This window comes from Ectopseudomonas alcaliphila, from assembly GCF_900101755.1.
GTDB lineage: Bacteria > Pseudomonadota > Gammaproteobacteria > Pseudomonadales > Pseudomonadaceae > Aquipseudomonas > Aquipseudomonas alcaliphila.
This window is the reverse complement of sequence record NZ_FNAE01000003.1, coordinates 458029-473037: the sequence shown is the minus strand read 5'-3', so window position 1 is coordinate 473037 and position 15009 is coordinate 458029. Positions and strand designations below refer to the sequence as shown.

The window sequence follows — 15009 nt, the reverse complement described above, 5'->3', positions numbered from 1 at the left end:
GTGAACCCCATGTCACATATTTGCCCTTCAACTCCCTGAACGATAAGGAAACTCCCATGGCGCAAGTCACTCTCAAAGGCAATCCGGTGCAGGTGGATGGTCAACTGCCGCAGGCCGGCCAACAGGCGCCGGCCTTCAGCCTGGTCGCTGGCGACCTGAGCGACGTCACCCTGGCCAGCCTGGCCGGCAAGCGCAAGGTGCTGAACATCTTCCCCAGCGTCGACACCCCGACCTGCGCCACCTCCGTGCGCAAGTTCAACGCTGAAGCCGGCCAGCTGAACAACACCGTGGTGCTGTGCATCTCCGCCGACCTGCCATTCGCCCAAGCGCGCTTCTGTGGTGCCGAAGGCCTGGAAAGTGTGGTCAACCTGTCCAGCCTGCGTGGCGCCGACTTCCTCAAGAACTACGGTGTGGCCATTGCCAGCGGTCCGCTGGCCGGTCTGGCTGCTCGTGCAGTGGTAGTGCTGGATGAAAACGACAAGGTGCTGCACAGCGAGCTGGTTGGCGAGATCGCCCACGAGCCGGACTACGCCGCTGCCCTGGCGGTGCTGAAGTAACTCGCCGCTGGTTCGATGAAACGGCCTGCCTCGCAGGCCGTTTTTATTTGTGCCTCAAACAGTTAGTAACGTAAGGGGAGCGTAAAAAGCGGGTAAATGGGCTTTGCTTGACGCGGGCCAGTGCTTATCGTGCCGACTCCCACAAAAAGTGATATTGCGCCTGCCATGTCGAACGCTTCCCCGTCCCCCTCGAATACCTCCCGTCAATGGCTGATTGGCCTGACGTTGCTCGCCGTGCTGCTTCTACTGCTGTGGTGGTTCTGGCCGAGCAAGCCGCAAACCCAGCAGATGGGCCGTGGCCGTTTCGGCGACATGGGGCCGGTGCCGGTGCGCCTGGCCGAGGTCAAGCAGGGCGAATTCGCCATCGAACTCAAGGCACTTGGCACGGTGACTTCCTACAACACGGTCAATGTGCGCTCGCGGGTCGACGGTGAGCTGGTCAAGGTGCTGTTCGAAGAGGGCCAGGAGGTCAAGGCCGGTGAGCTGCTGGCGGTGATCGACCCACGTCCTTACCAGGTGGCCTTGCAGCAGGCGCAAGGGGCGCTACAGGAAAACCAGGCGCAACTGAAGAACGCCGAGTTGGACCTGCAGCGCTACAAGGGGCTGTACGACGAAGACAGCATCGCCAGGCAGACCCTGGACACCCAGCAGGCGCTGGTCAATCAGTACCGTGGCAGCCTGCAGAGCAACCAGGCCGATGTCGCCACGGCCAAGCTCAACCTCGACTTCACCCAGATCCGTGCGCCGATCTCCGGTCGTCTTGGCCTGCGTCAGCTGGATGTCGGCAACCTGGTCAGCGGCGGCGATACCACGCCGCTGGTGGTGATCACGCAAGCCAATCCGATCTCGGTGATCTTCACCATTCCCGAGGGTGACCTGCCTGCGGTGATGCAGCGCCGCCGTGACGGCACCATCCTGGCCGTCGAGGCCTGGGACCGGGGCGAGCGCCTGAAACTGGCCGATGGCGTGCTGGAAAGCCTGGACAACCAGATCGACACCACCACCGGTACGGTCAAGCTCAAAGCGCGTTTCGACAACGCCGAGCAGATGCTCTTCCCCAATCAGTTCGTCAACGTGCGTCTGCGCGTGGAAACCCGCGAGGCGGCCACCATCATCCCGTCCGCTGCAGTGCAGTTCGGCACGCAGGGCACCTTCGTCTATGTGGTGGATGGCGACAACAAGGTGAGCATCCGCCAGGTCAGCATCGCCGCCAGCGACGCCGAACGCAGCATGGTCAGCGAGGGCGTGCAGCAGGGCGAGCGATTGGTGCTGGAGGGCACCGACCGCCTGCGTGATGGCAGCGAGGTTGAGGTGGTCGACCCGCAGGTCGAGCAAACGCCGAAGGTCAGAGAGCGCGGCGAGTCAGGCCGGGCCGCAGCACGGAACGACGCATGAACATCTCCCGCCCGTTCATCCTGCGGCCGGTCGCCACCACGCTGTTGATGGTGGCGATCTTCCTCAGCGGCCTGATCGCCTATCGGTTGCTGCCGGTGTCGGCGCTGCCAGAAGTGGACTACCCGACCATTCGTGTACTGACGCTCTATCCAGGCGCAAGCCCGGATGTGATGACCAGTGCCGTGACGGCGCCGCTGGAGCGCCAGTTCGGGCAAATGGCCGGGCTCAAGCAGATGTCCTCGACCAGTTCCGGCGGCGCCTCGGTAATCACCCTGCGCTTCAACCTGGACGTGTCCCTGGCGGTGGCCGAACAGGAAGTGCAGGCGGCGATCAATGCGGCGAGCAACCTGTTGCCGGGCGATCTGCCGGCGCCGCCGGTGTACAACAAGGTCAATCCGGCCGATACGCCGGTACTGACCCTGGCGGTGAGCTCGAAGACGATGCCGCTGCCGCAGGTCAACGATCTGGTCGATACCCGCCTGGCGCAGAAATTGGCGCAAACCAGTGGTGTCGGTCTGGTGACCCTGGCCGGCGGGCAACGTCCGGCCGTGCGGATTCGCGTCAACCCGGAGGCGCTGGCGTCCTATGGCCTGAGCCTGGCCGACGTGCGCAACCTGATCACCGCCAGCAACGTCAATCAGCCCAAGGGCAACTTCGACGGGCCTACGCGGGTTTCCCAGCTCGATGCCAATGACCAGCTGAAATCCGTCGACGAATACCGCGAGCTGATCCTCAACTATGAGAACGGCGCGGCGCTGCGTCTGAAGGACGTCGCCGAGATCATCGATGGTGCCGAGAACGAGCGCCTGGCCGCCTGGGCCAACCGCAACCAGGCGGTGCTGGTCAACGTGCAGCGCCAGCCCGGTGCCAACGTGATCGACGTGGTCGACCGCATCCAGACGCTGCTGCCGCACCTGACCGAAGGCCTGCCGGCCAGCGTCGAGGTCAAGGTGCTCACCGACCGTACCCAGACCATCCGCGCCGCGGTGCGCGATGTGCAGCACGAACTGCTGCTGGCCATCGCCCTGGTGGTGATGGTGACTTTCCTGTTCCTGCGCAAGCTGTCGGCGACCATCATCCCCTCCATCGTCGTGCCGCTGTCGCTGATCGGCACCTTCGGCGTGATGTACCTGGCCGGTTTCACCATCAACAACCTGACGCTGATGGCGCTGACCATCGCCACCGGTTTCGTGGTCGACGATGCCATCGTCATGCTGGAGAACATCGCCCGCCATCTGGAGGAGGGCGAGACGCCGCTCAATGCCGCGCTCAAGGGCGCCCGGCAGATCGGCTTCACCCTGGTGTCGCTGACCCTGTCGCTGATCGCCGTGCTGATTCCGCTGCTGTTCATGGCCGATGTGGTCGGGCGGCTGTTCCGCGAGTTCGCCATTACCCTGGCGGTGGCCATCCTGATTTCCCTGGTGGTGTCGCTGACCCTGACGCCGATGATGTGCGCGCGCCTGCTCAAGGCCGAGAAACCCGAGCAGGAAGGGCGCTTCTATCGCGCCGCCGGTGGCGTCATCGACGCCATGATCGAACGCTATGGCGTGTGGCTGCAGTGGGTGCTCAAGCATCAGCCGCTGACCCTGCTGGTGGCCGTGGCGACCCTGGGCCTTACCGTACTGTTGTATATGGCGGTGCCCAAGGGCTTCTTCCCGGTGCAGGACACCGGCGTGATCCAGGGCATTTCCGAGGCGCCGCAGTCGATTTCCTTCAGCGCCATGAGCGAGCGCCAGCAGCGCCTGGCCGACGTGATCCTGCGTGATCCGGCGGTGGCCAGCCTGTCCTCGTCGATTGGTGTGGATGGCGACAACCCGACGCTCAACAGCGGCCGTTTGCTGATCAACCTGAAGAGCCACGCTGAGCGCGATGTCACCGCCAGCGAGGTGATCGAACGGCTGCGCCCTGAGTTGGCGAAGATTCCCGGTATCGAGCTGTTCATGCAGCCGGTGCAGGACCTGACCATCGAGGATCGCATCAGCCGCACCCAGTTCCAGTTCACCCTGGAGTCGCCCGACAGCCAGTTGCTGGAAACCTGGACGCCGCGTCTGGTCGAGGCGCTGCGCGAGCAGCCGGAGCTCACCGACGTGGCCAGTGACCTGCAGAACCGCGGCCTGCAGGTGTACCTGGACATCGACCGTGACGCCGCCGCACGCCTTGGCATCAACGTCGGCGTCATCGACGATGCCTTGTACGACGCCTTCGGCCAACGCCAGATCAGCACCATCTACACCCAGGCCAGCCAGTACCGCGTGGTGCTGGAGAGCCGCGATGGCGGGCGTATCGGCCTGGCCGCACTGCGTCAGATTCACGTGGCCACTGGTGACGGCCAGCAGGTGCCGCTGTCGTCCCTGGCGCATGTCGAGGAGCGGCCGGCCAGCCTGCTGATCAACCATATCGGTCAGTTCCCGGCGGTGACCCTGTCGTTCAACCTGGCGCCTGGCGTATCGCTGGGCGAGGCAGTGGCGGTGATCGAGCGGGTCGAGCAGGAGATCGGTTTGCCGGGTGGCATCAACACCCAGTTCCAGGGGGCCGCCGAGGCGTTCCGCGCGTCGCTGTCGTCGACCTTGCTGCTGATCCTGGCGGCCATCGTCACCATGTACATCGTGCTCGGCGTGCTCTACGAGAGCTATATCCATCCGATCACCATTCTTTCCACGCTGCCGTCGGCGGGCGTCGGTGCGCTGCTGGCATTGCTGCTGACCGGTAACGACCTGGGGCTGATCGCCATCATCGGCATCATCCTGCTGATCGGTATCGTCAAGAAGAACGCGATCATGATGATCGACTTCGCCCTGGAGGCCGAGCGCAACCAGGGCATGGCGCCCGCGGATGCGATCTACCAGGCAGCGCTGCTGCGTTTCCGCCCGATCCTGATGACCACCCTGGCGGCGCTGTTCGGCGCAATTCCGCTGATGCTGGCCTCGGGCTCCGGCGCCGAGCTACGCCAGCCGCTGGGCCTGGTGATGGTCGGCGGCCTGCTGGTCAGCCAGGTGCTGACGCTGTTCACCACCCCGGTGATCTACCTGTACTTCGATCGCCTGTCGCGCCGCTTTAGTGGTCGCAGTGCAGCGGGGGTGGCGGTATGACCCAGGCCCGTAGGAGCGGCTTCAGCCGCGAACAGGCAGGTACAGGGGATTCGCGGCTGAAGCCGCTCCTACGTGATCGGCGAAGCCTTGGCGGGGCCCATCCCGCATGAACCTGTCCGCGCCCTTCATCCGCCGTCCGGTGGCGACGCTGCTGCTGAGCCTGGCGATCATGCTGCTCGGTGGCGTCAGCTTCGGCCTGCTGCCGGTGGCGCCACTGCCGCAGATGGATTTCCCCACCATCACCGTGCAGGCCAGCCTGCCGGGGGCCAGCCCGCAGATCATGGCGTCCACCGTGGCCACGCCGCTGGAACGCTCGCTCGGCTCAATCGCCGGGGTCAGCCAGATGAACAGCCGCAGCAGCCAGGGCAGCACGCGGATCATGATTCAGTTTGACCTGGACAAGGACATCAACACCGCCGCGCGCGAGGTTCAGGCCGCGATCAACGCCGCGCGCGAGCTGCTGCCCAGCGGCATGCGCACCATGCCCAGCTACCGCAAGATCAACCCGTCGCAGGCGCCGATCATGGTGCTGTCGCTGACCAGTGCCACGCTGAACAAGGGCCAGCTGTACGACGTGGCCTCGACCATCCTGGCGCAGAAGCTGTCCCAGGTCGGTGGCGTGGGCGAGGTGCAGGTCGGTGGCAGCTCGCTGCCGGCGGTGCGGGTTTCCCTCGAGCCGCGCCTGCTCGATCACTACGGCATCGCTCTGGATGAGGTGCGCCAGACCATCGCCGCCAGCAACGCTCTGCGTCCCAAGGGCGCGGTCGAGGACGAGCAGCGCCGCTGGCAAGTGCAGGCCAGCGACCAGTTGGCCAAGGCCGCCGATTATCTGCCGATGATCATCCGCTACCAGGATGGCGCTGCCGTGCGCCTGGGCGACGTGGCCACGGTCACCGATGGCGTCGAAGACCGTTATAACAGTGGCTTCTACAACGACAAGGAAGCGGTGCTGCTGGTGATCAACCGGCAGAGTGGGGCGAACATCCTGCAGACCATCAGCGACATCCGCGCCGAGCTACCGGCGCTGCGCGAGGTGATACCAGCCAGCGTCGAGCTGGAAGTGGCGATGGACCGCTCGCCGGTGATCCGCGCCACCCTGCACGAGGCCCAGCAGACCCTGCTGATCGCCGTGGGGCTGGTGATTCTGGTGGTGCTGGCGTTTCTCGGGCGCTGGCGCGCGGCGCTGATTCCGGCACTGGCGGTGCCGGTGTCGCTGATCGGCAGTTTCGCCGCCATGTACCTGCTGGGGTTCTCGCTGAACAACCTGTCGCTGATGGCGCTGATCATCGCCACCGGGTTGGTGGTGGACGATGCCATCGTCGTGCTGGAGAACATCGCCCGGCACATCCATAACGGCGAGAAGCCGATGGCGGCGGCGTTCAAGGGCACGCGCGAAGTCGGTTTCACCCTGCTGTCGATGAATCTGTCGCTGGTCGCGGTGTTCGTCTCCATCCTATTCATGGGCGGCATCGTCGAGCGGCTGTTCCGCGAATTTTCCATCACCCTGGCAGTGGCGGTGGTGATTTCCCTGCTGGTGTCGCTGACGTTGACGCCGATGCTCTGCGCGCGCTGGCTCAAGGCGGAGGACGAACAGTCACGCGGACGCTTGCAACAATGGGGCGACCGCCTGCAGACGCGGGTGCTGGCCGTCTACGGCCGTTCGCTGGACTGGGCACTGCGCCATTCGTTGCTGATGGTGATCAGCCTGCTGGCGACCATCGCGCTGAACGTCTATCTGTTCGTCAGCATTCCCAAGACCTTCATGCCGCAACAGGACACCGGGCAGCTGATCGGTTTCATTCGCGGCGACAATGGCCTGTCGTTCCAGGTCATGCAGCCGAAGATGGAGATTTTCCGCAAGGCGGTGCTGGCCGATCCGGCGGTGGAGAGTGTGGCTGGCTTCATCGGTGGTGCCGGCGGGATCAACAACGCCTTCATGATCGTGCGCCTGAAACCCATCAGCGAGCGCGGCGTGTCATCGCAACAGGTGATCAACCGCTTGCGCGCCACTGTGCCGAAGGTGCCCGGTGGGCGCATGTTCCTCATGCCGGATCAGGATCTGCAGATCGGTGGGCGCGAAGGGCGCAGCTCGGAGAACGAGTACATGCTGCTCTCGGGCGATCTCGATGCTCTGCGTGAGTGGCTACCCAGGGTGCGCGAAGCGCTGCGTACGCTGCCCGAACTGACCGACATCGACGCCCGCGAGAACAGCGGCGCCCAGCAGATTCGCCTGGTGGTGGATCGCGAAGCGGCGCAGCGCCTGGGCGTGGAGATGAGCATGATCACCGCAGTGCTCAACAACGCCTTCAGCCAACGCCAGGTTTCCACCATCTACGAGGCGCTGAACCAGTACAGCGTGGTGATGGAGATCAACCCGCGCTACGCCCAGCATCCCGAGGCACTGGACCAGATTCAGCTGATCACCGCCGATGGCGCACGTGTGCCGCTGTCCACCTTCGCCCATTGGGAACGCAGCCTGGAAGAGGACCGGGTCAACCACCAGGGCCAGTTCGCCGCCGAGAACATCGGCTTCTCACTAGCAGAAGGCGTCAGCCTGGATCAGGCCAGTCGCGCCATCGACAACGCCGTGGCGCGCGTCGGCCTGCCGACCGAGGTGCAGGGCATGCTCGGCGGCACTGGTGCGGCCTTCCAGCAGACCCAGGGCAATCAGCCGCTGATGATCCTGCTGGCGCTGGTGGTGGTGTATATCGTGCTGGGCGTGCTCTACGAGAGTTACGTACATCCGCTGACCATTCTCTCGACCTTGCCGTCTGCCGGGGTCGGCGCCTTGCTCGCGCTGCAACTGGTGGGCATGGAGTTCAGCCTGATCTCGCTGCTGGGGCTGTTCCTGCTGATCGGTATCGTCAAGAAGAACGCCATTCTGATGGTCGATCTGGCCCTGCAACTGGAGCGCAGTGAGCGCCTGAGTCCGCAGGAATCCATCCGCCAGGCCTGCCTGCTGCGTTTCCGCCCGATCATGATGACCACACTGGCGGCGATCCTTGGCGCCTTGCCGCTGGTGCTGGGCAGTGCCGAAGGTTCGGAGATGCGCCAGCCGCTGGGTATCACCATCGTCGGTGGCCTGGTGCTGAGCCAGATGCTGACCCTCTACACCACTCCGGTGGTCTACCTCTACTTCGACCGCCTGCGCCATCGCGTCAACCGCTGGCGCGGCGTGCGCACCGATGCTTCATTGGAAAATCCGCTATGAACCGAGCTCCCTTCGCCCGAACCCTCGTCTCCTTGCTGCTGGCCGGCATGCTCGGCGGCTGCGCCCTGGGGCCTGACTATCAGCGCCCAGAACTGGCGGCGCCTGTGCAGTTCAAGCAGGTCGACGGCTGGAAGGCGGCCGTGCCGGCAGACGCCCTGGAGCGCGGCAATTGGTGGGCGCTGTACGGTGACGCCGAACTCAATGCCCTGGTCGAGCGCCTGCAGCTGTCCAACCAGAACCTGGCGGCCGCCGAGGCCCAGTACCGCCAGGCGCGGGCGTTGGTACGCGGTGCGCGGGCCAGTTTCTATCCGACCCTGTCTGGCAGCGCCGGGGTGACTCGGGCCGGGCAGGGTGGTGGTGACAGCACCATCCGTACCGCCGATGGTGTCACCGTCAGCGGTTCTGGAGCGTCAAGCATTTCCAAGAGTTATGACCTCAGCCTCAACGCAGCCTGGGAGCTGGATCTCTGGGGCAAGCTGCGCCGTGGTCTGGAGGCCAGTCGCGCCGAATTCGATGCCAGCGCTGCCGACCTGGCCGCAGCACGCCTGAGCCTGCAGGGCGAGCTGGTGCAGAACTACCTGCAACTGCGCATCCTCGATGAGCAGAAGCGCCTGCTCGACGCCACCGTAGCGGCTTACGCGCGCTCGTTGCGTCTGACCGAGAACCAATATCGGGCCGGTATCGTGCCCAAATCCGACGTGACTCAGGCCACCACTCAGCTCAAGAGCACCGAGGCGCAAGCCATCGATCTTCAATGGCAGCGCGCGCAGCTCGAGCATGCGATTGCCGTGCTGGTCGGCGTCAGTCCGGCCGAGCTGTCCATCGCACCGCGCGAGAGCCTGCCGGAGTTGCCCGAGGTGCCAGTGGCGCTGCCTTCGCAACTGCTCGAACGTCGCCCCGACGTTGCTGCCGCCGAACGCCGGGTGATGGCAGCCAACGCGCAGATCGGCGTAGCGGAGGCGGCCTGGTTCCCGGACCTGAGTATCTCGGCCAGCGGTGGCTATCGTGGCAGCAGCTTCGCCGACTGGATCGAGGTGCCCAACCGCTTCTGGTCGCTCGGCCCGCAACTGGCACTGACTCTGTTCGACGGTGGCGCGCGGCGTGCGGAGCTGGAACGCACCGAGGCGGCCTATGACCAGACCGTGGCGCAATATCGCCAGGCCGTGTTGGACAGTTTCCGTGAAGTGGAGGATTACCTGGTGCAGCTGCGCGTGCTGGAGCAGGAGAGCGGGGTGCAGCAGGAGGCGCTGGATGCGGCGCGCGAGTCGCTGCGTCTGATCGAGAACCAGTACCGCGCCGGTACCGTCGACTACAACAGCGTGGTCACCGTACAGGCCACCGCGCTGAACAATGAACGTACCAATCTCACGCTGTTGGGTAGCCGGCTGACGGCCAGTGTGCAGTTGATCGCTGCCCTGGGCGGCGGCTGGCAGGTTGAGCGACTGCACCAGCAGCCGGCCAGTAAGTGAGAGGAGCAATCAGTCGGCATGGCGGAAAACCGCCATGCCGACTGTGGGTCATTCGCGATGCTTACGGTTTACCGTCTGCGCAGCCTTGATCACGTCACTGCCAATCTGCCCTTCGAACTGTTCCCATACCGGACGCATGGCGTCGCGCCAGGCCTGGCGCTGTTCGGCGGTCAGGTTGATGACCTGGCTGCGACCCGAATCCACGATGCGCTGGCGGTCGGCCTGGTTGGCGGCTTCGGCCTGCTTGTTCACCACGTAGGTGACCTCATCGATGATGGCTTCCAGCTCCATCCGAATCTGATGCGGGATGCCGTACCAGAAGCGCGAGTTGCTCACCAGCATGTAGTCCAGCACGCCATGGTTGGTTTCGCTGATGAAGGGCTGCACTTCATGCAGCTTCTGGCTATAGATATTCGACCAGGGGTTTTCCGCACCCTGTACCTGGCCACTCTGTAGCGCCTTGAACACTTCCGAGAAAGGCAGTTTCTGACTTTTTGCGCCCACTTGACCGAATTGCGCCTCCAGTACCGCCGAAGGCTGAATGCGGAAGCTCAGGCCATTGGCATCCCCGGGCATGTTCAGCGCACGCGTGGCGGAAAGCTGCTTCATGCCGTTATGCCAGTAAGCCAGGCCGACGATGTTGTGGTCTTCCATCGAACGCAGCAACTGACGGCCCTTGGCGCGTTTCTGGAAGCGGTTGACCGCATCCAGGTCATCGAACAGGAACGGCAGGTCGAACACCTGCAGTTGCTTGGTGTACTGATCGAACTTCGCCAGAGACGGCGCCAGCAACTGAACATCGTTGTTGCGCAGGGCTTCCAGCTCATTGGCATCGCCATAGAGGCTGGAGTTGGGATAGACCTCGACCCTTACCTTGCCGGCCAGACGCTCCTCGACCAACTGCTTGAATATCAGCGCGCCCTGGCCCTTGGGAGTGGCATCGGCCACAACATGGGAGAACTTGATCAGGATAGGTTCATCGGCCAGCACCGTAGTGGCGCTGATAGAGGCGAACGCCATGGCGCATACGGCCATGACGCGAACGGTATTGAACATACTGCTTCCTTTTCTTCTTATCAGGTTGCGGAGCCTTTTCGGCTACTTCGTGTTGGTCACTTTGGCGGTCGCTCAGGCGCTGATGGACACCATGCCGTGAGCGAAGCTGGCGACATACCATCGCAAGGCTTATGCCAGTGTGGCGAAATTCCGCCAGCCTGCCTGACGTGTGGAAAGGGCTGTGACCTGCCTCACAATTGGTGGCGGATATCCGCCATGCGTGTGCTGGGCGAAAGCGGAAACTTGCCGGTGTCAGCGAAGGCCTTGTGGATTCGCTCAGCCTGTTACCCTGTGGCTCGCGATTGAAATCGAGGAGTGATGCGATGAGTTGGTCCGCCCAGCAATATTCCCTGTTCGAACGTCAGCGCACCCGCCCGGTACATGATCTGCTGGCGGCGGTGCCACACGACGGCATCGAACTGGCCGTCGATCTGGGCTGCGGTCCCGGTAATTCCACTGCCGTGTTGCAGGCGCATGCGCCACAAGCGCGGGTTATCGGTATCGACAGCAGTGCAGACATGCTGCGTGCGGCGCGCGAGCGTCTGCCGCAAGTGGCCTTCCAGTTGGCGGATATCCAGCACTGGCAGGCCGAAAGCGCACCGCAACTGATTCTGGCCAACGCCTCGTTGCAATGGCTGCCCGATCACGCTCAGCTCTATCCACGATTGCTGGCGCAACTGGCGCCGGGTGGTTGGTTGGCGATCCAGACGCCGGACAACCTGCAGGAGCCGGCGCATCGTCTGGCCCGCGAGCTGGCGGCCGAGGGGCCGTGGGCGGCGCAGATCGGCCAGGTGCGTCATGCCGAGCGTCATGACGCGCAGACTTACTACGACATCCTCGGCGGTCATGCCAGCGAGCTGGATATCTGGCGCACGACCTATTTCCACGTACTGGAGAATGCTGCGGCGGTGGTGGAGTGGTTCAAGTCCACGGCGTTGCTGCCGTTCCTGCAGCCACTGGATGCCGAGCAGCAGGCGGCTTTCCTCGAACGCTATCAGGCAGCGATTGCCGAAGCCTACCCGGCGCAGGCCGATGGCCGTGTGCTGCTGCCATTCCCGCGTCTGTTTCTGGTGGCTCGACGGTAGCGCAACAAGCTCGCGGCTAAAGCCCCTCCCACAGGTCGCAGTGAAGACTGTGGGAGGGGCTTTAGCCGCGACCCTTGAAAGAACAAGCCCTGCTTTTGCAGGGCTTTTCGTTTACCGCGCCAGGGCAACCAGTCCGGCGTGCTGCACCAGCTCCAGCAGCGGTTGGGGGTACACGCCGATGATGAACGCGAGCAGGGCGACCACCAGCAGCATGATGCCGCCGGCACGCTGGCCCCAGTCGAAGGGTGCGTCGTGACGATGCAGGTTGGGTTCGCGCATGAACAGGGTGACCATCACCCGCAGGTAATAGAACACGCCGATGGCACTGCCCAGCACCATGGCGCCGAGCAGCCACCACAGCTGCGCCTCGACACCGGCGGCGATCACGTAGAACTTGCCGATGAAGCCCGCCGTCAGCGGAATACCGGCCAGCGACAGCATCATCACCGTGAGTACGGCGGTCAGGTACGGGCGGCGCCAGAACAGGCCACGGTACTCGTACAGCGCATCGGCATCGCGGCCGCTGTAGGGCGTGGACATCAGGGTGATCACGCCGAATGCGCCGAGGCTGGTCAGCACGTACGTGGCCAGGTATACGCCCACGGCCTCCACGGCCAGGCCCTTGCTGGCGATCAGCGCCACCAGCAGGTAGCCGAAGTGGGCAATGGAAGAGTAGCCAAGCAGGCGTTTGAGGTTGTTCTGCAGCAGCGCCAGCAGGTTGCCGAACAGGATCGAGGCAATCGCGATCAGTGTCAGCAGCTCGTTCAGCCAGCCGCCGCTCATGGCCGGGGAAATCTGGTAGAGGCGCAGCAACACGGCGAACACCGCCACCTTGCTGGCGGTGGCCAGGAAGGCGGCCACCGGTGCCGGTGCGCCTTCGTAGACGTCCGGCGTCCACAGGTGGAAGGGTACCAGCGACAGCTTGAAGGCCAGGCCGATGAGCATCATGCCGATGCCGATCTGTACCAGCTGGCTGCTTTCCCGTGCCAGGCTGACGCCGATATCGGCGAAGGCCAGGTTGCCGGACTCGGCGTACAGCAGCGCCATGCCGAACAGCAGGAAGGCGCTGCCGGCCGCCGACAGCACCATGTACTTGATGCCGGCTTCCAGCGAGCGCTTGTTGAAGAAGGCGTAGGCGATCATGCCGTAGGTCGGCACCGACAGCAGTTCCAGGCCGATGAACAGGCCGGCCAGGTGCTGGGCGCTGACCAGCACCAGACCGCCAGCAGCCGACAGCAGCACCAGCAGGTACAGCTCCTCGCGGTTGCCCGGGTAACCCTTGCCCGATGCGCCGCCCAGGTAGGCATGGATCAACGTGATGCAGGCCAGGCTGGCGGCCAGCACCAGCGCCATGTAGTAGCAGGCGAAGTTGTCGATCAGCAGCAGTGGGGTGACTTCCAGCGGTGCCACCTCCAGAGCCGGTAGCAGCGACAGCAGCGCCAGGTTCAGGCCCACCACCGAGAGGATGAAGGTCAGGGCGTGATTGCGCTTGGCGGCGATGGCCAGCATCACCACCACGGCGGTGAGGCTGGTCACCAGCAGCGGCAGCAGGGCGATCAGGTGTTGCAGGGTGAATTCGACAGCGTGATGTTCCATGAGTCTCTAATCCTTACCCTTACCGGCCCGAGGCGAGTTGATTGAGGGCACCTGCCATCCACTGCTGCACGCCATGCATGCTGGCCGCGGAGGTATCGAGCACCGGCTGCGGGTAAACGCCAAGCAGAATCAGCAGCACGCCGAGACCGAGCACCATGGCCAGTTCGCGGGCTTTAAGGCCCGGCAGCGGCGTGTCCTGTTGCACCGGGCCGAAGTAGGCGCGGTGGATCATCGCCAGGGCGTACACCGAACCGAGCACCAGGCCGGTGGCGGCCAGCACCACGACCCAGGGCGCGCTGGGGAAGCTGCCGAGCAGAATGAGGAATTCGCCGACGAAGTTGCCGGTGCCCGGCAGGCCCAGTGCGGCGGCGGCGAAGAACAAGCTGATGGCCGGCAACCAGGGCATGCGCGCCCAGATCCCGCCCATCTGGCGCAGGTCACGGGTGTGCAGGCGCTCGTAAAGCTGGCCGCAGAGGATGAACAGCGCGGCGGCGGACAGGCCGTGGGCGACCATCTGCACCACCGCGCCCTGCAGGGCGATCTGGCTGCCCGAATAGATGGCGATCAGCACGAAGCCCATGTGCGACACGCTGGAGTAGGCCACCAGGCGCTTGATGTCGGTCTGTGCGAAGGACAATAAGGCGCCATAGAGGATGGCGAACACGCCGAGCCACTGGGCGATCGGCGCAAACTCGGCGGAAGCGTTGGGAAACAGCGGCAGGGCGAAACGCAGCAGGCCGTAGGCGGCGGTCTTCAGCAGGATGCCGGCCAGGTCCACCGAACCTGCGGTCGGCGCCTGGGCGTGGGCGTCCGGCAGCCAGGAGTGCACCGGCACCACCGGGAACTTCACCGCGAAGGCGACGAAGAAACCGAGCATCAGCAGGTATTCGGTGCCCGGCGCCAGCTCGGTCTTCAGCAGGTCGGCGTAGTTGAAGGTCAGCACGCCGGTCTGGTTGAAGTGCACGAATACCAGAGCCAGGATCGCCAGCAGCATGATCAGGCCGCTGGCCTGGGTGAAGATGAAGAACTTGGTGGCAGCGGTAATGCGCGTACGTCCGTCGCTGCCGCTATGACCCCAGAGCGCGATGAGGAAATACATCGGCACCAGCATCATTTCCCAGAAGAAGAAGAACAGGAACAGGTCGACGGCGAGGAACACGCCGACCACGCCGCCGAGAATCCACATCAGGTTGAGGTGGAAGAAGCCGACGCGGTGCTGGATTTCGTTCCACGAGCAGAGTACCGAGAGCACACCGAGCAGGCCGGTCAGCGTCACCATCAGCACCGATAGGCCGTCCATCGCCAGGTGGATGGTGATCCCTAAGCGCGGGATCCAGTCTATGACGAACTCATGGGCCCAGCGCGGCTCGCTGCCAGGTGCCGGGGCCAGGGTGAAATCACCACTGACCCACAGCCACAGGCTCAGGCCGAACAGCAGGCCCATGGTGATCAGGGCGATCCAGCGCGGCAGGACGTGGCCGAAGCGCTCGCCTTGCCAGCACAGCAGGCCGCCGATGAAGGGAATCAGGATTAGCCAGGGCAGAATCATGA

9 protein-coding genes are annotated in these 15009 nt (G+C 64.3%); 6 read left to right on the top strand and 3 right to left on the bottom strand.

What is annotated here, in order from left to right; all coding sequences use genetic code 11:
• Positions 1-56: 56 nt before the first annotated feature.
• From tpx to BLR77_RS13850, 5 genes are all read left to right on the top strand, one after another.
• A complete protein-coding gene (gene tpx / locus BLR77_RS13870) occupies positions 57-557 on the top strand; it encodes a thiol peroxidase (RefSeq protein ID WP_074678685.1) in 501 nt (166 codons plus the stop codon).
• A gap of 165 nt (positions 558-722) precedes the next feature.
• On the top strand, positions 723-1952 hold the full coding sequence (locus BLR77_RS13865) for an MdtA/MuxA family multidrug efflux RND transporter periplasmic adaptor subunit (protein ID WP_074678683.1): 1230 nt from the start codon (positions 723-725) through the stop codon (positions 1950-1952).
• Complete coding sequence (locus BLR77_RS13860) at positions 1949-5041, top strand: MdtB/MuxB family multidrug efflux RND transporter permease subunit (RefSeq protein ID WP_074678681.1); 3093 nt, start codon at positions 1949-1951, stop codon at positions 5039-5041. The genes BLR77_RS13865 and BLR77_RS13860 overlap by 4 nt, the downstream gene beginning before the upstream one ends.
• 106 nt (positions 5042-5147) lie before the next feature.
• Positions 5148-8252: a multidrug efflux RND transporter permease subunit gene (locus BLR77_RS13855; protein WP_074678679.1), complete on the top strand. Its 3105-nt coding sequence runs from the start codon at positions 5148-5150 to the stop codon at positions 8250-8252.
• Entirely contained in the window at positions 8249-9721 is a 1473-nt protein-coding gene (locus BLR77_RS13850; RefSeq protein WP_074678677.1) for an efflux transporter outer membrane subunit, read from the top strand. The genes BLR77_RS13855 and BLR77_RS13850 overlap by 4 nt, the downstream gene beginning before the upstream one ends.
• 48 nt (positions 9722-9769) lie before the next feature.
• Here the strand turns inward: BLR77_RS13850 and BLR77_RS13845 are convergent, their stop codons facing one another.
• Positions 9770-10777: a TRAP transporter substrate-binding protein gene (locus BLR77_RS13845; protein WP_074678675.1), complete on the bottom strand. Its 1008-nt coding sequence runs from the start codon at positions 10775-10777 to the stop codon at positions 9770-9772.
• 323 nt (positions 10778-11100) lie between these two features.
• Between BLR77_RS13845 and tam the strand changes: the two genes are divergently transcribed.
• On the top strand, positions 11101-11862 hold the full coding sequence (gene tam / locus BLR77_RS13840; RefSeq protein ID WP_074678673.1) for a trans-aconitate 2-methyltransferase: 762 nt from the start codon (positions 11101-11103) through the stop codon (positions 11860-11862).
• Positions 11863-11973: 111 nt separating this feature from the next.
• Here tam and nuoN read toward each other — a convergent pair whose 3' ends face one another.
• Entirely contained in the window at positions 11974-13458 is a 1485-nt protein-coding gene (gene nuoN / locus BLR77_RS13835) for an NADH-quinone oxidoreductase subunit NuoN (RefSeq protein WP_074678671.1), read from the bottom strand.
• 19 nt (positions 13459-13477) lie between these two features.
• Complete coding sequence (nuoM, locus tag BLR77_RS13830; RefSeq protein ID WP_074678669.1) at positions 13478-15007, bottom strand: NADH-quinone oxidoreductase subunit M; 1530 nt, start codon at positions 15005-15007, stop codon at positions 13478-13480.
• Positions 15008-15009: the final 2 nt, after the last annotated feature.

What these genes read in the sequence shown, in the direction of transcription:
- tpx (WP_074678685.1), top strand. Translation starts at nt 57, where the DNA reads ATGGCGCAAGTCACTCTCAAAGGCAATCCGGTGCAGGTGGATGGTCAA.
- BLR77_RS13865 (WP_074678683.1), top strand. Translation starts at nt 723, where the DNA reads ATGTCGAACGCTTCCCCGTCCCCCTCGAATACCTCCCGTCAATGGCTG.
- BLR77_RS13860 (WP_074678681.1), top strand. Translation starts at nt 1,949, where the DNA reads ATGAACATCTCCCGCCCGTTCATCCTGCGGCCGGTCGCCACCACGCTG.
- BLR77_RS13855 (WP_074678679.1), top strand. Translation starts at nt 5,148, where the DNA reads ATGAACCTGTCCGCGCCCTTCATCCGCCGTCCGGTGGCGACGCTGCTG.
- BLR77_RS13850 (WP_074678677.1), top strand. Translation starts at nt 8,249, where the DNA reads ATGAACCGAGCTCCCTTCGCCCGAACCCTCGTCTCCTTGCTGCTGGCC.
- BLR77_RS13845 (WP_074678675.1), bottom strand. Translation starts at nt 10,777, where the DNA reads ATGTTCAATACCGTTCGCGTCATGGCCGTATGCGCCATGGCGTTCGCC.
- tam (WP_074678673.1), top strand. Translation starts at nt 11,101, where the DNA reads ATGAGTTGGTCCGCCCAGCAATATTCCCTGTTCGAACGTCAGCGCACC.
- nuoN (WP_074678671.1), bottom strand. Translation starts at nt 13,458, where the DNA reads ATGGAACATCACGCTGTCGAATTCACCCTGCAACACCTGATCGCCCTG.
- nuoM (WP_074678669.1), bottom strand. Translation starts at nt 15,007, where the DNA reads ATGATTCTGCCCTGGCTAATCCTGATTCCCTTCATCGGCGGCCTGCTG.